A 19647-nucleotide genomic window follows, 5' to 3' on the forward strand; every position below is an offset into this window, starting at 1 on the left:
CGATAAAAAAGGAGTGCATTCGCACTCCTTTCTATTTTGAGTATCACTCGATTAACCTTGAGATTTCGCTACAATTGCTCGCACAATTTCTAAATCTTCGGGTGTATCAACGCCAGCTGCTGGCGCTTCTTTTGCTACTTCAACATGGATTTTTTCACCATACCAAAGCACACGAAGCTGTTCCAAACATTCAATATGCTCTAAAGCCGTCGGTTCCCAATTAATATAAGTATTAATGAAGCCAGCTCGATAAGCATAAATACCAATATGCCTTAATAGTGGCTGCGCAATCACTTTGCCATTTGCGGCGAAATTATCGCGATCCCAAGGGATACTCGCGCGACTAAAGTACATCGCATAGCCGTCTTTATCCGTAACGACTTTCACCGCATTAGGATTAAATACATCGCTTTCTTCATCGATCTCAACCGCTAATGTCGCCATCGGCGCTTGGCTAGCGGCCAGGTTATCTGCAACTTGAGAAATAATTGCTGGCGGAATCAGAGGTTCATCACCCTGAACATTGACGATAATATGATCATCAGCAATGCCTAGTAATTTCACCACTTCAGCTAATCGCTCTGTTCCTGATTCATGATCAGGTGATGTCATGCAAACAACACCGCCAAACGCTTTCACTGCTGCTTCAACTCTTGCATCATCAGTGGCAATAACCACATTCTCAGCACCCGACTGAAGAGCTTGCTCATAAACCCACTGAATCATTGGTTTGCCGCCGATATCAGCCAGAGGTTTACCTGGAAGTCGAGTCGATTGGTAACGAGCAGGAATGACTACCGTATAAGACATTATCGCCCCTCATCCATGCTCATTTGGCGAGCTTCAGGCTCTAATAAAACAGGGATGCCTTCCTTAATTGGGTACGCCAAGCGATCTAGCTTACAGATCAATTCTTGTTTGTCTTTATCGTAAGTCAGCTTACCTTTACATACTGGGCACGCGACGATTTCAAGCAGACGATGATCCATATTGTTCCTTAACCTCGTTTATTCTATTAAGTACACGTGATTCAGCTTCACTATTAAAACAAGCTGATACTGGTAGATACCACCAATTATCACGAGCAAATTGAGCGCATTTTACCGCGTCTTTTTCTGTCATAATTAGATGATGCCCTTGCTGTGCAAGTGCTTCTAATTGTGATGGTTCAAAATCTTGGTGATCCGCAAAACCTTGCGTACAAACCACTTGAGCAGCAAGTTGCTCAAGAGTAGCAAAAAAGCGTGGCGGATGCCCTATTCCAGCGATAGCGACTAAATTTGATAACGCAGTCACAGGTTTTTTTTCGCCAGTCACCAGATTTACCGCTAAATCCGGCTCTAATTTCATACCTATTTCACCCGCATGAGCCTGCCCACCATTGGTGATAATAAAGTCAACGCTGCTTAAGCGATCAACTTGCTCTCGCAAAGGGCCAAGCGGAATTAACTGTTGATTGCCAAAACGGCGCTGGCCATCCACAACTACAATCTCGATGTCTCGTTCCAGTGCATAGTGCTGTAAACCATCATCAGTGATAATGATATCAACGCCTTGCTCAAGAAGAGCTTTCACCGCTTGAGAACGAACGGGGTCGACAGCGACAGCCGCGCCTGTGCGTTGATGAATCAACTTTGGTTCATCACCACAATGAGCGGTAGGCGTATCTTGAACAACAACAAGAGGATAACTGGGCGCTTTAGCGCCATAGCCACGAGACACAACCCCTGGCTTGTAACCCAATGCTTGGAGTTTTTCCACCAGCCAAACCACTACCGGTGTTTTCCCGTTGCCACCAGCCGTAATATTTCCGACTACAACGACAGGGACGGGTGCTCGATATGTGGCTTTTTGACCATGTTGATATGCATGACGGCGGCGAGTACTGATCAAACCAAACAAGCGACTTAATGGCCACAGCAGTGGCCATAACAAAAATCGCATCGGATGCTGACCGAACCATAATTTTTCAATCACGGATTAACTACCAAACTGAATTCGATGCAGTTGAGCATAAGCACCATCAGACTTAGTAATCAGTTCTGCGTGACTGCCTCGTTCGATAATCTCACCCTCATCAACAACCAAAATTTCATCAGCTTTTTCAATAGTCGACAGGCGGTGAGCAATCACCAAGACGGTTTTATCTTTTTGCAACTCATCTAGTGCCGCTTGAATTGCTTTTTCAGACTCAGTATCTAATGCTGAAGTTGCCTCGTCTAAAATGAGTACAGGAGCGTCACGTAAAAGCGCGCGAGCAATAGCAATACGTTGGCGCTGACCGCCAGACAAGCTAGTACCATTCTCACCAATGACCGTATCTAATCCCTCAGGCATCTTCTCGATAAAGTCCATAGCATGAGCTAGACGCGCTGCGTGCTCAACTTGTTCACGGCTGTATTTATCTTTCGCCGCGTAAGCAATGTTATTGGCAATACTATCGTTAAATAGATGTACGTTCTGAGATACCAAGGCAAAGTGACTACGCAAATTACTCAAAGTGTAATCACGAATATCATGCTCATCTAACAAAATTGAGCCCTCATTTACATCATAAAAACGCGTAAATAAGTTGGCGATAGTACTCTTACCCGAACCAGAACGTCCCACTAGAGCGACCGTTTTTCCTGCCGGAATTGAGAAATTGACGTTCGATAGCGCTGGTTTTTCTTTGCCATCGTAGCTGAACGTCACGTTATTGACTGTTACGTCGCCTTTAACATGGTCATTTTCATAACGGCCGTTATCTTGTTCAGTATCCAAATCCATCAAAGCAAATAAAGTTTGGCTTGCTGCCATACCGCGTTGGAATTCAGACGTCACGTTTGTTAATGCTTTCAAAGGACGCATCAAACCAAACATCGCAGAGAAAACGACAGTAAAGGTACCCGGCGTTAATGTTTCACGAATCGAATCAACACTGGCCAAGAAAAGAACGGTAACCAACGCAATAGATGCGATTAACTGAATGACAGGGTTCGCAATTGCTTGAGCACCAACCAATTTCATTGATTGACGACGCATTTGGTTGCTGACCTCATCAAATCGATCACTCTCAACTTTCTGACCACCGTAACTTAATACGACTTTATGGCCTTTTAGCATCTGCTCAGCGGATGAGGTAACGTGCCCCATTGCTTCTTGCATATTCTTTGAAATTTTGCGGAAGCGTTTTGATACAACACCAATACCCCAAGCAACTAAAGGTGCAATAACGAATAGAACTAAAGAGAGCTGCCAGCTATTCCAGAACATCAAGGTTAGCAAGCCAATAATACTTGCCCCCTCACGCACGATGCTCACCAATGCTCGGCTGGTTGCACCTGCAACTTGCTCAGAATCGTAGGTAATACGAGACAACAAGCCACCGGTTGATTCTTTATCAAAGAAAGAAACAGGCATGCTCATAAATTGGCTAAAAATACCGCGACGCATCAACATGACGACGTTGCCAGATACCCAACTTAAACAGTAAGTCGAAACAAAGCCACTTAGACCACGTACGATCATCATTCCGAAAATAATAAGCGGAAGAATTCTTAAGAAGTCAGATTCTGTATTACCAAAGCCTTCATCAAGAAGTGGCTTAAGCAATGAGACCATATAAGTGTCGGCAATCGCGTTTACAATCAACGCAACAACAGCAACCGCAAGACCGGTTTTGTATAGGCGAATATAAGCCCATAATCGCTGGAAAGTTTGCCAAGTAGTTTCATCTTGATTGAGAGACATAGAAATGCTTAATTTTTCTTAAAATATAAGGACTATTCTAACTCCTTACGTAGCATCTGCCTATACCAAGAGCCGCCTTTCAACTGCCGCATTGTCACCACTTCGACCCGTTTAGGATAAAAAGAGAGGTTTATTTGACCACTAGTCCCGGTCTCTAGCCATTGAATCGCTTTCGCTTGATAACGTTCAACAACCTGTGGGTTAGGTAAAGCCCAACGCCCTGCGTAAGCCGTAGATGCAATCGCAAGCTTCGGCGACACAGCGTCAATAAATTCAGGCAGCGACGATGTTCGGCTTCCATGATGGGGAACCAAAAGAAAATCACTGTCTAATAACTCGGGTTTCCTTAGTAACATCCATTCAGCGACACTATCTATATCTCCGCTTAAAAATACTGAAACATCAGATTGGCGATGAGTTAAACGTAAAACACACGAGTGTGGATTGTAAGCCCTCTGAACTTGTTTCGGAGGCCAAAGCGCCTGCACGTCTATCTCGTTCCATTGCCATTGCTGCCCAGCGATACAGGGCGAGTCTCCAATATCTAATTGACTGGTGATGATTTGGTTTGGCTGCCAAAGCGTTGCTAGCGCCTGCCTACCTCCGGCATGATCGTTATCGGTATGACTTAGCACTAAGGCATCCAATGTATGGATACCTTTCCAACGAAGCCAAGGCATGATGACCTCCTCTGCCATGCTAGAGTTCCCCCAAGCACTACCCGTGTCATATACCCATGCTTGTTGGTCTTGAGCGACCACCACGGATAACCCATGCCCCACATCCATCACAGACACTGACCACAGTGGTTTTATCTCTCGAAACAAAACCATCGAGACACACAGCAATAAGCCAATACCTTTAGCGTAACGATTCAAAAATGGGGCAAATAACAAACATACACAGAGCAGAACTAAAACCTGCTCAGCAATTTTTGAAAGAGCAAACCAACTCGACTGTGCATAGGGAATTAACCACATGACTAAGGACAAACAGACATCAGCCCCATACCAAAGCCACCATGACGAAGCCGGAAGTACCCATTCAACCATCAGAGATAGAAATACCAAAGGGACAATAACGAGGCTAAACCAGGGGATAAAAACTAAGTTAAACAAACTACTACTTAAGCTAACACCGTGAAACATTAATGCCGTAATAGGCGTCATCAATAGCAGCATAAAAAACTGTAAGAAAACCAGAGAACGCCAAAATGTATAGGTGGTGACTTGGCTTGAAACCGCAATAAATACAATCGCAACCGCAATGATAGATAACCAAAAACTCATCGAAGCCGCAGCGAATGGTTGCCAAAGTAGCAGTAGGGCCACCGTCACTAGCCATTTAAACGCTAAAGAAAAACGCCGCCCAACAACAAACAACAAGATGAACAAGCACACCATAATGAGTGCTCGTTGCGTAGGGACGCTAAAACCGGCGAGGTAGGCATAACCGAAAGCAAATAGACCGCCAAAAATTGCAGGAAAGAAAGTGGCCTTGGGGTAAACATAACAAACGACAAAACCCACCGCCCAGCCGACAAGAAAAACGATGCCGACATGTAAACCTGAAATCGCAATCAAGTGACTTAATCCACTCGATTGCAATTGCTTCCACTGAAATTTTGGAATACCACCTCTATCGCCAAACGCCAACGCAAGTAACAAGCCTTGGTTGGTAAAACTATCTAATTGTGTTTTAACTTGGTTATATAGCTGCTGTCGCAAAGAGTAGTGGCTAACAACATAAAAACTATGTTTCGTTTGGACGCGCCCTTTCGCAACAACTCCCATAGCCAACGCATTTTTTTCGCTGTCATAGCCAACTCGATTAAGCCGTCCGCTTTTGGGTTTCAACGTTATTTTTGCTGATATCTGATCACCTATTTGCAATGGAAGTGGCGCAGTCAGGCGTATTTTTGGCAAGTTGACGCTGTTTAATGTTTGCCCATCAATTGATCTGATCACCACTATGCCCTGAAAGCCATGGCTAATTTGCTTAAAAAGGCTGTTTACCTCTCCAATTATGGTAATATTCTGACCTGCTTGAAAGAGCGTTTCTGACTGATGTCTCAGTGCGTTGCCGTTTAGCACTATAATAAAGCAAGCGAACAGCATGCCGCTGAACCATCTAAACCTCTTAAGTCGTAAAGATAGACCCAGGAATAACAGGCACGGAACCGTCCAATACCCTGATGGCATAACTGGCCACAAAGGTGCGGTAAAAATAAGAATTGAGAACGAAGCCAACGTCCAATAACTTAAGTAGAGAGTCATATTTCCCTATGCCAAGAAAATTCATAAAACGCTTTATGCCTGATCACGAGATGATTAAGCGTCAAAAGGCTCTAAAAATTTTTGGCAACGTGCTATATAACCCGAACCTATGGTGTTTGAACCGACGTTCAGCCGCCGGTGCATTTGCGGTCGGATTATTCATGGCGTTTGTACCACTTCCAAGTCAAATGTTGATGGCTGCTGGCCTTGCCATTGCTTGTGGAGTTAATTTACCGCTTTCCGTTGCCTTAGTTTGGATCAGTAACCCAATTACCATGCCGGTCCTTTTTTACTTTGCGTACAAAATTGGCGCATGGGTCATGCACGTACCACCACAGCCTTTCCACTTCGAATTGACGTGGGAATTTCTGCTACACCAAATGTCGACCATTGGACCTCCATTTCTTCTTGGTTGTATGATCTGTGGTATTACCTTAGCGATTGCTGGTTATTTTGGTATCAAAGGATTATGGCGTTACTCTGTTGTACGCAGTTGGCAAAAGCGTCGAGTACGATAAAAATTTCAAGATAATTTTACAAAGGGGAGTGTCCATTATTGCACTCCCCTTATTGATCTTGCTTTAAGACAATGCAAGTCAGGTATGACATTTCAGTACCTCCCTCCCCAACTTCAATACCCTTGAACTCGACCATTGATTTCTACTTTCAGTTTCCTGTCCAAATAGTATTTAAACGATAAAAAAACGGCTACGAATCATCGCAGCCGTTTTTTATTAACCTGTTTGTTAAACGCACAGCATGTAGGAAGCTATATCCATTACTTTGAACTCAGCACTGAAGCTGGGTTAAGTTGGCTTGCTCGTGATGCGGGGTACCATGTCGCTAACAAACTCAGAATAATGGCCGTCGATGACACTAGCACAACATCCGCGACATTAACCTGCGAGGGAAGAAAATCGACAAAGTAGATATCGCCCGACAAAAACTGATGGCCGATGAGCGTTTCCAAGCCTCGAATTAATCCCGTCAAATTATAAGCGACGAGTACGCCAAGAACGCTACCAACAACACTCCCTAACACACCAGAAAACACCCCTTGCCAAACAAAAATCTGTTTAATCAACGAATCTTTGGCGCCCATAGTTCGCAAAATAGCGATTTCTGGTGCACGATCTTTCACCGCCATCATCAAGGTCGAGACAATATTAAAGCTTGCAACACCAATCACCAAAACCATCACAAGATACATAATGGTGCGAACTAATTGAATGTCACGATACAAAAATCCATATTTCTGCTGCCAACTACGAATATAAACGTAAACATTCAGCGTATTACCCGCTTCGCGTACAATTTGTAGCGCATTCAATACGTCATTCACTTTTACCGAAACACCCGTCACTGAATTGCCCATCTTTTTATATTGCTGAGCATCAGCCAGTGGGATCAAGGCTAGATTGTGGTCAATCTGACCATTCAGTGTCAGCAGGCCAGCCACTTTGACTCGTACCCGCTTAGGTGACTGAACTTTAGTTGCACTGCCGGCACTCGGTATCATTAGCGTAATGTAATCGCCAACTTTAACCCCAAGCACATCCGCTACGCCCTTACCAATAATGACTTGCTGCTTACCAGGTTGGAACTCCTGCCACGCTTTTGCATCGATATACTGACTAAGGCTTGAGACACGCGTTTCTTGCAGCGGATCAACGCCACGAACTTCAATCGCTTTTAAATGCTGGCCTTTCTCTGCTAAAGCGGTAAACCGAACATAAGGCGCAGCTGCAACAATGTCAGGGTGCTTCTCAGCCTGCTCTACAACTCGCTGCCAAGGTACAATCGCTTCGTGAACCCCCTCAAATTCACCATGCGCTACCACCGATAAGACACGGTTTTTTAGCTCACGTTCGAAACCATTCATTGCGGATAAACCAATGATGATAACAGCGACGCCGACTGCAATACCTAAAGTCGAAGAGAGCGAAATAAACGAAACCATTTTGTTACGTTGTTTGGCTCGGCTAAAGCGACCGCCGATAAATAACGCTAAAGAAGAAAACACTTATGCGTCCCCCACGCCAACCAACAAACCATCTTGCATGTGTAGCTGACGATCCATTTTTGCGGCTAACTCACCATCGTGTGTTACCACCAAAAATGCAGTGCCTGACTCACGATTTAGTTCTCGCATCAAATCATAAATGGCCAACGCTGTTTTATGGTCCAAGTTACCTGTTGGTTCATCAGCTAAAACCAAATCTGGGTTATTCACTAATGCTCGCGCAATCGCAACTCGTTGTCTCTCACCACCAGAAAGCTCTGATGGACGGTGATCAAGTCGATGGCTTAGGCCAACCTTTTCCAACAACGCTTGTGCAGTTAACTTGGCTTCACTAACTTTCATGCCACCAATTAGAAGTGGCATTGCTACATTTTCGACAGCACTAAAATCCGACAACAGATGGTGAAATTGATAGATAAAACCCAGATGTTTATTACGTAAGCTTGCTTGCTTATTCGAACTTAATGCCGACAAATTTTGGTCAAGGAAAGTAACGTGTCCTTCACTTGCTTCATCCAACGCCCCTAAAATATGCAATAAAGTACTTTTACCAGAACCAGAGGTACCGATAATCGATACCAACTCGCCTCGTTTGAGTTCAAAACTCACACCTTTTAAAACTTGAGTATCTAGAGCCCCTTCTTGATAGGTTTTACTTACATTATGACACTGTAAAAGGTTACTCATATCTCAAAGCCTCAGCTGGTTTTACGGAAGACGCGCGGTAAGATGGAAATAAAGTGGCAAGCAAACTAAGTGCGACCGCCAATACGACAACAATAACAATCTGAACTGGGTCAATCATAATTGGAAGCTCACCGCCAACAGAAAACAATGCAATACCCGCACTGTCTAGTAACGTATTTAAATTACTCGCTAATAAAACGCCGAGTACGCCACCAATAACAGCCCCAATGATACCACTGCTTGCGCCTTGGACCATGAAAATAGCCAAGACACCACGATCGCTCATACCTTGTGTTTTTAAGATGGCGACTTCTGATTGCTTTTCCATCACGACCATAATCAACGCAGAAATAATATTAAAGGCTGCGACTCCAACAATCAGACCCAACATTAAACCCATCATATTTTTCTCCATGCGAACCGCTTGAAACAGCTCCCCTCTTTGGTCGCGCCAATCTTGCCACGCCCAACCGTCAGGTAAAGCTTGCTTACTCAGTTCCCCAACCACAAATGGGTCATTAAAAAACAAACGCCAGCCCGTTACTGTGTCTGCTTTCATTCGCATTAAGCGTGCTGCGTCATCAATATGGGTAATCATCAGCTGTGCATCCACATCAGAACCCGTATTATAAATACCGGCAACCGTGAAAATTCGCTGACTAGGAATGCGCCCTAATGGTGTAAATTGACTGGCGCTGGTTACCATCAAACGCACTTTATCACCAAGGTTAACGTCCATCGAACGCGCTAAGGAAGAACCAATGAAGACCTTGTATTGCCCCGATTTCATTGATGACAATCGGCCTGCAACCAAGTGCTTTTCAATAGGGTCATGTTCATTCGGGTTAATTCCAATAAGCATACCAGCACTTAATTGCTGGGCGCTTTGAATAACCGCTTCACTTTGTACGATTGGCTCAGGATGACCAGCAGAAGAGAGCGCTATAGCAAACTCAGGAGGCGTGGCGGTTAACGGTGTTTTCCCACCATTTTCAGAGACAATAGCCTGAGGCAAAACACCAAGAATACGGCCTTTAAGCTGCGCTTCAAAACCATTCATAACGGAGAGAACCGTCACTAAGGACATCACGCCTATGGTGATTCCTGCTGTCGACATGTAAGAAACAAAACGACTAAATCTGTCGCCGGATCGACCACGTAAATAACGCAATCCGATAAAGGCGGATACTGGATGAAACATAAATGAAACCATTACTGACGATGAGCGAATACTGTAACGATTAATTGACCCATGATATAGCCCTTATTTGCCAAATGATGGTTAAAATGTGTGATAAACAATGACATGCCTTGATTAGTTGATGTGTATGGCGATAATCAGAACATCATAAGAAGGAATAGTTTCATGTCAGACCAAGAATTTTTTACCGTCAACCACTCTATGGCCATAAATATTGAGCCTCTCAGTGATGATTTTACCCTTCCTTCTTACCCAGAATTTGAAGCAGAGATCCCTCTTCCTTTTATTGTTGCCAGCGAGTTTAGCCAACTGGAGCAACTCAATGACAGTGCTCACGCCGAACTAAGGAAAGGGGAATTCAAGCAATTGGTCACCTTGCTTGATACTCAAAATGCAAAATTAAATCTGCTACTCACTTTCATGCTTTCCCAACAAGATGATGCAAGCCACCGTTTTCAAACTACCGCTTTTGGCGCTAGCCAATTCACTTTTCGTAGTTCAAATTCCCTAAACGAGGGGCATCTTGTTCGAGCAAAGCTATTCTTAGAACAACCAGCAGCAGCTATTTATTGCTACGGCCGAGTGGCCAACTGCCAAGTTGACGATAACCAATTTCTAATCACGGTCAAATATGAGCGACTGCGTGAGGTTGATCAAGACCTCTTGATCAAAGCCGCATTAATGCAGCAACAAAAGCTACTTCGCCAGCGTTCTCTTAACCGTGATAAATAATTCGAAAGTTCCATTATGACAAAATCAAACTTACTGAATTTAACAAACCCTAGCCGCGCTGGGGACAAGAAATACATTGGTAACCTACATGGTGCCAGTCTTGCTCTTGCTATTGCAGAATTAGCACAGCAACATAACGGACATACTCTTTTAGCGACGCCTGATCCACAAACTGCGCTAAAGCTACTGCAAGAAATCGAACAGTTTACATCTCAAGAAGTGGCGCTATTCCCTGATTGGGAAACTTTGCCATACGATAATTTCTCACCACACCAAGAAATTATTTCAGATCGTATTGCTCGTCTATATCAACTTCCGACTCAAACGAGTGGCATTACGATTGTTCCAATCAGTACGCTATTACAACGACAGTCACCCCGTGATTTTCTCATTCAGCATACGCTAATGGTAAAGGTGGGCGATCTCTATTCGTTAGATAAGCTAAAAATGCAACTTGAGAAGTCTGGCTATCGTCATGTAGATCAAGTATTTGGCCCTGGTGAATATGCGAGTCGTGGTTCTATTCTCGATCTCTTCCCTATGGGTTCAAATGACCCATTCCGCATCGATTTTTTCGATGACGAGATTGATACTATTCGTACTTTTGATCCAGAAAACCAACGTTCAATCGGTGACATTCAAGAGATCCGCCTGTTACCGGCGCATGAATTCCCGACCAGTGAAGTTGCGATTGAAGATTTTCGTATTCGCTGGCGTCAACGTTTTGAAGCGCGACGAGAGCCAGAATCGGTGTACATGCAAGTATCTAAAGGCACTTGGCCTGCAGGTATCGAGTATTGGCAACCGCTGTTTTTTGATCATACCGAAACGCTTTTCGATTACATCGACACTCAAAGCCAACTAATTACCGTTGGTAATATCGACGCTGCGATTGATACTTTCCTTGCAGACGTCGATTACCGTTACGAACAGAGAAAAGTGGACCCACTACGTCCGCTTCTTCCACCTAATGAGTTATGGCTAAAAAAAGATGACCTTTACGCAAACTTCAAGCAATTTGGTCAACTCAATCTAAGCGTTGATGCCATCCCAGAAAAAGCGGGACGCAGCAACTGCGTTATTACTGCCCTGCCTAATATTGCGGTTCAACACCAGCATAAAGAGCCGATGTCCGCATTACGTCAGTTTAGCGAAAGCTACTCAGGTAAAGTGGTCTTTTCAGTCGAATCAGAGGGGCGTCGTGAAGCGCTACTTGAATTACTTCAACGCATTAAATTGCGTCCAATTGAAGTCGCAAGTTTTCACGAGGCTTTAAGCAGCAAAGAAAAATTCACATTGATACTCGGTTCTGCTGAACACGGTTTTCTGTTTGGCGAGCAACACCTTGCGCTGATTTGTGAAAGTGATTTACTTGGCGATCGCGTTATTCAGCGCCGCCGTAAGGATCGTAAAACAACCAATAGCGATGCGGTCATTCGCAATTTGGCCGAACTAAAAATCGGTCAACCGGTCGTACATATCGATCATGGTATCGGTCGCTACCTTGGCCTACAAACCCTTGAAGCCGGTGGTATCACCACTGAATACGTAACTCTTGAGTATCAAAATGAGGCCAAGCTGTATGTGCCTGTTGCTTCACTCAACTTAATTGGTCGTTATTCTGGCGGCGCTGAAGAAACAGCCCCCTTACACCGACTTGGTGGTGAAGCATGGACGAAAGCTCGCCGTAAGGCCGCGGAAAAAGTTCGCGATGTTGCCGCTGAACTGCTCGACGTATATGCCAAACGCGAACTCAAACCTGGGTATAAATTTGTCCTTGACCGAGGCCAATACGCAACATTTAAAGCGGGATTCCCATTTGAAGAAACCGATGATCAGTCAATGGCCATTAACGCCGTACTCTCTGATATGTGCCAAGCTAAAGCGATGGATCGTTTAGTCTGTGGTGATGTCGGCTTTGGTAAAACTGAAGTGGCCATGCGCGCTGCGTTCGTTTCGACCGATAATGGCAAACAAGTCGCGGTTCTTGTGCCGACGACCCTGTTAGCTCAACAGCATTTTGAAAACTTCCGAGATCGATTTGCCAACCTACCAATTCGCGTGGAAGTGTTGTCGCGCTTTAAAACCGCAAAAGAACAAAAAGTGATAATGCAAGATATCGCCGATGGCAAAGTTGACCTCATTGTCGGTACACACAAATTGCTTTCAAGTGATATTCAATTCAAAGATCTTGGCTTACTGATCGTTGATGAAGAACACCGATTTGGTGTGCGCCAGAAAGAGAAAATGAAAGCAATGCGCGCTGACGTTGATATTCTGACGTTAACCGCAACACCAATCCCAAGAACCCTCAATATGGCCATGAGTGGCATGCGTGATTTATCCATCATTGCAACCCCACCCGCTCGACGTTTGGCGATCAAAACTTTTGTTCGTCAACATGATGATAACGTCATCAGAGAGGCTGTATTGCGTGAAATCATGCGTGGTGGCCAAGTTTATTTCTTGCACAATCAGGTTGAATCCATTGATAAAGTCGCCGCTGATCTTGAAAAACTGATCCCTGAAGCTCGAATCACCACCGCACATGGACAAATGCGTGAACGCGAACTTGAGCGAGTCATGAATGATTTTTACCACCAGCGCTTTAATCTTTTGGTCTGTACGACCATCATTGAAACAGGTATAGACGTGCCAACCGCGAATACCATCATCATGGATCGCGCTGACAACTTAGGTTTAGCTCAGTTACACCAATTACGTGGTCGTGTTGGTCGTTCACACCATCAAGCCTATGCGTACTTGCTGACGCCACACCCAAAAGCGATGACGAAAGATGCAATCAAACGTCTTGATGCCATTGCCTCTTTGGAAGACCTCGGTGCTGGCTTTACCTTAGCAACCCACGATTTAGAAATTCGTGGTGCTGGTGAGCTATTAGGCGACGAGCAAAGTGGTCAAATCCATTCAATTGGCTTTAACCTCTATATGGAGATGCTTGAACAAGCAGTTGAAGCATTAAAAGAGGGCAAAGAACCATCTCTTGATGAGTTATTGCGTGAGCAAACCGAAGTTGAAATGCGCTTACCTGCGCTACTACCGGACGATTACATTCCGGATGTAAACACTCGCTTATCTATGTATAAACAGATCGCTAGTGTTTCGGACCACGACGAATTAACTCAGCTTAAAATCGAGTTAATCGACCGATTTGGTTTACTGCCTGATGCAGCGAAAAACTTATTATCGGTCGCTGAGGTGAAAATTGAGTCAGCACGTCTTAAAATTAAGAAGATTGAGGCGCACGATAAAGGTGGCTTTATCGAGTTCTATCCAGACGCTGACATTAACCCAATGTATTTAGTTAAACTATTGCAATCTCAGCCTCAAAAATTCGCTATGGATGGACCAACTCGCTTTAAGTTTACGGTACCATTAGTGGATAGGCGTCAACGTTTACAATTTATTAACGACATATTGAATGAGTTTCAGCAAAACCGTTTACCAAAAGCCTAGTATTTAAACCGAGATAGGTTTCTCAGCATTTATTAAAATAAATGTTTTCAAGTAATTGTTAACAAGACGAAAAACTTGAAGTGAGTTGAGATACAATGGGTATATTACTTTCGAAGTGCTATGCACTGGATATGGAGCTACAATGAAAAAGCTGATTCCACTCCTACTCTTTTTTGTTGCCCTACCTAGTTGGGGACGACAATTTGATATAGAAGTGATCATTTTTAAACGCGCAGTCGATGCAGAGCAAACGACCGAATCTTGGCCAAATGTGTTACCTAAAGTAAGTTTAGAGGGCACTGGCAATATGAGCGATGCCAATTACCGTTCTAAGAAAGGCGTCTCGATGCTACCAAGATCGGCATATCGTTTGGATGATCAGGCTCAGCAATTGCGGAACCACGCTGGTTTTTCAGTATTAATGCACACTGCATGGCGTCAAGGTGATCGTGGTCGACTTTCTGCCCCAATTTTCCACATCCAAGCAGGTAAAGACTTTTCATCGCAATTCAACAGCAATGGAATGCCTGTAGGTAGCTCAAATGTGAGCCAAGTAATTGATGGCGTAACGGAGCAAACTATTCCAGGCCCTGTCTATGAGCTGGATGGAACATTCCAAGTCTACGTAGAACACTATCTATACGCTGATGTCGCCTTAGATTTGAAAGAACCAAGTGTTCGCGATGTTGTACTTGAAGATCGTATTGTAGAAGACGAAACCGCGCTAGCACCAACTTCTACTGATGATACTGTACAAGTTGGCATGATGACGGAAATTTCACCAACGGTTCATACTGAGGAATTTTTGAAGAGCTATCGCATGGATCAAAAACGTCGCATGCGCAGTAATGAGACACACTTCCTAGACCATCCATTAATGGGGATGATCATTCAAGTTCGTCGCGTTGAATAACATTTGAAATGCCCTCGATTGAGGGCTTTTTTATGCAAAAATTTATGACTCCAGACTATCAAATCATCACTCGCCACTTAGTGCTTAGACTCATTACACACGAAGAGAGCTTTGAGCTACAACAACGGGTGTGTCACTCCCCAACTCTACACCAATGGATTGATTGGTGTTCGCCGGCGTTTACCCTTAAAGAGGCAGAACGATTCGTTCTTATGACCCGATTAAACTGGGTTAAATCCGAATCCTACGGGTTTGGTATATTCCTACGCTCAAACGAAACATTAGTGGGTATGGTCGCTATTAATGAACTTTACCATACATTCAATATGGCTAGCGTCGGTTACTGGATAGCGGATAAATTCCAACACCATGGCTTCGCTAAAGAAGCGCTCGATGCCTTAATTGAATTTTGCTTTGCGATGCTAAAAGTGACGAGAATTGAAGTTATCTGCTCTCCGGATAACAAGCCAAGTCAAAAATTAGCCACAGCATGTGGGGCTGAATTTGAATCATTAGCGAAGAATCGCTTTATCTTCAATGGTCAGCCTCAGGTTGGGGCCGTTTATTCCATTATTCCTGAATAAAGCTAAGTCTGTATTTTACCCCAATTTTTTCACCATATTATCAAAGATAACATTCTCTGAATTCAGGGTGGCAACAAGATTTAGAGATAAAAAAAAGAGCTCAGAAGAGCTCTTTTTTTTATTAGTTTATTTTGTTCGCCGCTATTAATGCAGCTTCAAATTTGGACGCAATACGCGGTTAATGCGCCCCATCAAAATAATTAAACCGGTTTTCACCACACCATGCAAAGCCATTTGGTGCATGCGGTAAAGTGAAATGTAGACGACGCGAGCAATATGTCCCTCGACCATCATCGAACCTTTAGTTAAGTTCCCCATCAAGCTACCTACAGTTGAGAAACGGCTCAATGAAACTAGCGAACCATGGTCTTTGTACAAATACGCTTTCAATTCACGCCCACTAAGTAATGCAACAATATTTGAAAATGCGCGGCTAGCCATTTGGTGTGCAGCTTGAGCACGAGGCGGTACAAATGAACCATCAGGTTGAGTGCATTGTGCCAAATCGCCAATCACGAAAATATTGTCATCACGTGTCGTTTGTAGCGTATCTTTCACTACTAACTGGTTAATGCGGTTAGTTTCAAGTCCAGCAATATCTTTAATAAAGTCTGGAGCTTTAATACCAGCAGCCCACACCATAATCTGTGCCGGAATAAATTCGCCATCTTTAGTCGTTAGGCCGTTTTTATCGGCCTTTGTTACCATTGTTGCTGTGCGCACATTTACGCCTAGCTTGGTTAGTTCTTGATGCGCGGCACTTGAAATACGTGGCGGTAATGCTGGCAATATACGTTCACCAGCTTCAACTAAATTCACGTTGAGTTTGCTTGAGTCCAGATCACCAAAACCGTATGTACGTAGCTCTTTAACCGCATTGTGCAGCTCAGCTGAAAGCTCAACACCCGTTGCACCGGCGCCGACAATAGCAATATCTACCGTACCGTTACCATTTTTCGCGTGTAGCTTTAAGAACTCATTGTTCATATTGATTCGGAAACGATGTGCCTGCTCAGGGCTATCAAGGAAAATACAATTATCCCTTACACCCGGAGTATTGAAGTCGTTCGATGTTGAACCAATCGCCATCACAAGAATATCATATTCAATCTCGCGGCTTGGCATGAGCAGTTCACCCTGCTCATCAGTTAACTCATGTAAAATAATGACCTTTCTTTCACGATCAATATCTTCAAGGCTACCCATCTGAAAATCAAAGTTGTGGTTTTTCGCATGTGCTCGATAACTTAATGCGTCCACACCCTCATCTAACGATCCTGTTGCCACCTCATGCAGCAAAGGTTTCCATAGGTGACTTGCTTTGCGATCAACCAATGTTATTTTTGCTCGACCTTTACGTCCAAGAGTTCGACCTAGTTTGGTTGCAAGCTCTAAACCACCAGCACCACCACCTACTACGACAATTCGCGTCATCGCAACTATCCTCTAAAAATATCAATAAAATACAATTCAAGCCGACTGTGTCGTCTCGATAAATTCTTAAACAAGCATAGAATCGGGCATGCTTCAGAGGGTTCGTCTACTCACACCTTGATTGGGAATCAACAAAACAGTTTCAGATTGGTAAAAACAGGCTAATTTCACACGTTACTCAACTTTTATTGATATTTATCAACTTTTTTATTATTTAGCTATTATATAGGCCAAAACGCACCACGCAACCACTCTTTGACCTGCGTCACTAAAAAATAGCTATTTCGTCACTTCCCAGGATCGTTTGATGAAAAAAAAGCGCCCCCGTATCACGGATGGCGCTTTTATATCTTATATCTATCTCCAAGCATCACAAGTTCACTTGGCTATGTATTCTTATTTTGTATTTTTGAATGCTTTGATCGCTTGTAGGTGATGAGATATCTTCGAAAATTTATGCGTCTGATCTTCATCCCAAACAATAGGATAGTATCCTGTCAATTCAGATTCCGTTACCTCGTTATCATGAATTTCGTCGTTACGAGAAAGAACAACCATACAGCGATCTTTATTTTTCACTCTAAACTGCTCGACACATTTAGTCGCAATGTCTTCGTACTCCTCTGGGCGATCAATACGACCAGCCATGGTCACTTCTGGATGCAAGTTCGGGTTAAAAATAACCTGTTTTATCCCGCAAAGAAAACCAATTCTCTCAGACCAAAAACCACCCAAACCAACCCCACAAATAATTGGGTCTTCATCGTCAGATTGCTCGATGACTTTGTGGACTTCCTTAAGCAGATGTTGCATATCATGCTTTGGATGCAAAGTACTGTAGTTAATGAAACGAACATCGTCATCGATAAACTGCAACTGCAGCACTTTCTCATGGTTGCCCGGACTCGTGGAATCAAAGCCGTGTAAATAAATAATCATGAATACTTCCCCCTAGGCTAATTATATAAATCTACCACGAACGCTAGGGTTTAAAAGGACGATGTACAACAATCTATTAACCAAAAAGCAAAACAGTGATCTTAGTGACAAAAATCACACTGCATCTGTTGAGCCTGTTCAAGATAATAGTCATCACCCCATAACTGGTGAGCAAGAAGGTACCATAACATTGCCATCATTGAAGCACGTGGTTTCCACGCCAAGACCCCCTCCACCCAGTCATCGATACCATCAATTCCCCGCATTTTACAGTAACGAAATACAGCTTGTTCAGGTACCTCTTCTGCTACCGAAATACTCAGCATCAAATCGAGTCGTGGATCCGCAATAGCAGCATATTCCCAATCAATAATTCGATGTTGTTCGCCGGTATCAACCATGTTGTATCCCGCAAGATCGAAGTGGCAAAGTGCGCTTCCAACATCAGCCAATATGGGTGGTTTGCGCCACTGTTGGTAAATTTCTGAGGCCGCTTCTGTTTTATAGTGAGATTGAAGCAGCATCCAATAATGATCGACGCGTGCAGTGTAATTAAATGGTGCGATAGGGATACGTTGCTTATCTAACTCATGGACTTGCACTAGTGATGCGAGTAACTGATCAAATGGCAAACCGTCGGTTAATGATGTCCCCTCGATCCACTCCACCAATAATCCATGTTCACTTACATGAATCGGTTTAGGGCCGAGTCGGCTCTTTTCTATCGCCGATAAAATCTGAAACTCTTGAAAGCGTGAAATGGAAAAAGCCTTGGTTATTTGTGTCGTTGGTCGCCACACAAAAGCTGCCCCATTATGTTCAACAATTTTCCAGCAACGATTGGTTAATCCCCCGGTCAACGTTTGTGCGTATTCGGGGGGAATAGTAAAGAAGTGATCCAATGACAATAGAGATCGATCTAACTGACAAGCTTCAACCCATGCCATTCTTGCCATAAGTCACTTCTCCTTTGGTTACTAACCAGATTTACAAGCCAAATAGGCTCTTTGATTCTTGTTTACGGATTTCAGTCTCGTCAGCCCACTCAATCAGGCCTGTTTCTAAATCCATCAAACGCATGGTCATCTTGTAGTATACATCTCGGTCACTACCATCTGCTTTCGCAATACTTGAAAGGTTGCCATACAACATGTACTGAGCACCGACCATTTTACCAAACTGGATTGCTGTTGATTGATTGACGAGTTCATCATTATTTTGGAAGTTCAGCTGTTTTCTCACTGATTCAACACGGTCCATATCAACAAAACGGAATTTTCCTGAATTCAGCATCTTAGTGCTGATGGTATCGGTGATAGATTCAGTATCAATGTGTTCACTGGTTTTATTTTTTATACGCTCAACAAAAACAATTGGGCGAGAATTACGTGTGATGGCAGCAACTGAGCCTGACATCATCATGCTATCAACCATTTCTCCAGCAATTTTTTGTAAGTCTGTCGACCCAAAATCAATGGTCGTGGTTTCGACGGCTTGGGCGTCACCGTAACTAACTTTGTTTGAACAGCCACCCAAAATTACCGCTAACCCCATTAAAGCAATGACACTCTTTTTCATTACTGGTACCTCAATTTGTTGTTGTATCAATTCGTAAAACTAAATCTATATTTGCGTCGCTGTTTTTTGAT

Annotated in this window: 17 protein-coding genes; 5 read left to right on the top strand and 12 right to left on the bottom strand. The window is 43.7% G+C overall.

Going from position 1 to position 19647, the window contains the following annotated elements; genetic code table 11:
• Positions 1-51: 51 nt before the first annotated feature.
• Genes kdsB through DZ860_RS08720 form a run of 5 tightly spaced genes read right to left on the bottom strand, consistent with a single transcriptional unit; the run spans position 52 to position 5699 of the window.
• Positions 52-810, bottom strand: a complete 759-nt coding sequence (kdsB, locus tag DZ860_RS08700; RefSeq protein WP_120030550.1) for a 3-deoxy-manno-octulosonate cytidylyltransferase — start codon at positions 808-810, stop codon at positions 52-54.
• Positions 810-989: a Trm112 family protein gene (locus tag DZ860_RS08705; RefSeq protein ID WP_120030551.1), complete on the bottom strand. Its 180-nt coding sequence runs from the start codon at positions 987-989 to the stop codon at positions 810-812. Before DZ860_RS08705 ends, kdsB begins: the two co-directional genes overlap by 1 nt.
• A complete protein-coding gene (gene lpxK, locus DZ860_RS08710; RefSeq protein ID WP_120030552.1) occupies positions 970-1977 on the bottom strand; it encodes a tetraacyldisaccharide 4'-kinase in 1008 nt (335 codons plus the stop codon). The genes DZ860_RS08705 and lpxK overlap by 20 nt, the downstream gene beginning before the upstream one ends.
• Positions 1978-1980: 3 nt before the next feature.
• Positions 1981-3732, bottom strand: a complete 1752-nt coding sequence (gene msbA / locus DZ860_RS08715; RefSeq protein WP_120030553.1) for a lipid A ABC transporter ATP-binding protein/permease MsbA — start codon at positions 3730-3732, stop codon at positions 1981-1983.
• A 32-nt stretch (positions 3733-3764) separates the two neighbouring features.
• Positions 3765-5699: a DNA internalization-related competence protein ComEC/Rec2 gene (locus DZ860_RS08720; protein ID WP_165862873.1), complete on the bottom strand. Its 1935-nt coding sequence runs from the start codon at positions 5697-5699 to the stop codon at positions 3765-3767.
• Between the two features lie 317 nt (positions 5700-6016).
• Between DZ860_RS08720 and DZ860_RS08725 the strand changes: the two genes are divergently transcribed.
• On the top strand, positions 6017-6526 hold the full coding sequence (locus DZ860_RS08725; RefSeq protein WP_120030555.1) for a DUF2062 domain-containing protein: 510 nt from the start codon (positions 6017-6019) through the stop codon (positions 6524-6526).
• Between the two features lie 260 nt (positions 6527-6786).
• On the opposite strand, the gene lolE is transcribed toward DZ860_RS08725, so the two are convergent.
• The 3 genes from lolE to lolC are packed head-to-tail and all read right to left on the bottom strand — an operon-like array spanning position 6787 to position 9919.
• The gene (lolE, locus tag DZ860_RS08730; RefSeq protein WP_120030556.1) at positions 6787-8031 is read right to left on the bottom strand and encodes a lipoprotein-releasing ABC transporter permease subunit LolE; all 1245 of its coding nucleotides are present in this window, start codon (positions 8029-8031) and stop codon (positions 6787-6789) included.
• Positions 8032-8718, bottom strand: a complete 687-nt coding sequence (gene lolD, locus DZ860_RS08735) for a lipoprotein-releasing ABC transporter ATP-binding protein LolD (protein WP_120030557.1) — start codon at positions 8716-8718, stop codon at positions 8032-8034.
• Positions 8711-9919, bottom strand: coding sequence for a lipoprotein-releasing ABC transporter permease subunit LolC (lolC, locus tag DZ860_RS08740; protein ID WP_165862874.1), 1209 nt, complete (start codon positions 9917-9919; stop codon positions 8711-8713). The genes lolD and lolC overlap by 8 nt, the downstream gene beginning before the upstream one ends.
• 165 nt (positions 9920-10084) lie before the next feature.
• On the opposite strand from lolC, the gene DZ860_RS08745 reads away from it, so the two are divergent.
• From DZ860_RS08745 to DZ860_RS08760, 4 genes are all read left to right on the top strand, one after another.
• A complete protein-coding gene (locus DZ860_RS08745; protein ID WP_120030559.1) occupies positions 10085-10651 on the top strand; it encodes a PilZ domain-containing protein in 567 nt (188 codons plus the stop codon).
• Positions 10652-10666: 15 nt separating this feature from the next.
• The gene (gene mfd / locus DZ860_RS08750; RefSeq protein WP_120030560.1) at positions 10667-14128 is read left to right on the top strand and encodes a transcription-repair coupling factor; all 3462 of its coding nucleotides are present in this window, start codon (positions 10667-10669) and stop codon (positions 14126-14128) included.
• A gap of 142 nt (positions 14129-14270) precedes the next feature.
• Positions 14271-15041 carry a peptidoglycan binding protein CsiV gene (locus DZ860_RS08755; protein ID WP_120030561.1) on the top strand — a complete coding sequence of 257 codons (771 nt, stop codon included), beginning with the start codon at positions 14271-14273 and terminating at the stop codon, positions 15039-15041.
• 44 nt (positions 15042-15085) lie between these two features.
• Positions 15086-15625 (top strand): GNAT family N-acetyltransferase, encoded by a 540-nt coding sequence (locus DZ860_RS08760; RefSeq protein WP_120030690.1) that lies wholly within the window; start codon positions 15086-15088, stop codon positions 15623-15625.
• 144 nt (positions 15626-15769) lie between these two features.
• Here DZ860_RS08760 and DZ860_RS08765 read toward each other — a convergent pair whose 3' ends face one another.
• The 4 genes from DZ860_RS08765 to lpoB all read right to left on the bottom strand — a co-directional run bounded on the left by DZ860_RS08765 (position 15770) and on the right by lpoB (position 19576).
• Entirely contained in the window at positions 15770-17059 is a 1290-nt protein-coding gene (locus DZ860_RS08765; protein WP_120030562.1) for an NAD(P)/FAD-dependent oxidoreductase, read from the bottom strand.
• A 396-nt stretch (positions 17060-17455) separates the two neighbouring features.
• Positions 17456-17998 (bottom strand): alpha/beta hydrolase YcfP, encoded by a 543-nt coding sequence (gene ycfP, locus DZ860_RS08770; protein ID WP_120030563.1) that lies wholly within the window; start codon positions 17996-17998, stop codon positions 17456-17458.
• 101 nt (positions 17999-18099) lie between these two features.
• Positions 18100-18954 (bottom strand): phosphotransferase, encoded by an 855-nt coding sequence (locus DZ860_RS08775; RefSeq protein WP_120030564.1) that lies wholly within the window; start codon positions 18952-18954, stop codon positions 18100-18102.
• A 31-nt stretch (positions 18955-18985) separates the two neighbouring features.
• The gene (gene lpoB / locus DZ860_RS08780) at positions 18986-19576 is read right to left on the bottom strand and encodes a penicillin-binding protein activator LpoB (RefSeq protein ID WP_120030565.1); all 591 of its coding nucleotides are present in this window, start codon (positions 19574-19576) and stop codon (positions 18986-18988) included.
• Positions 19577-19647: the final 71 nt, after the last annotated feature.

The sequence above is a fragment of the Vibrio sinensis genome (assembly GCF_003605645.1).
Classification (GTDB): domain Bacteria; phylum Pseudomonadota; class Gammaproteobacteria; order Enterobacterales; family Vibrionaceae; genus Vibrio; species Vibrio sinensis.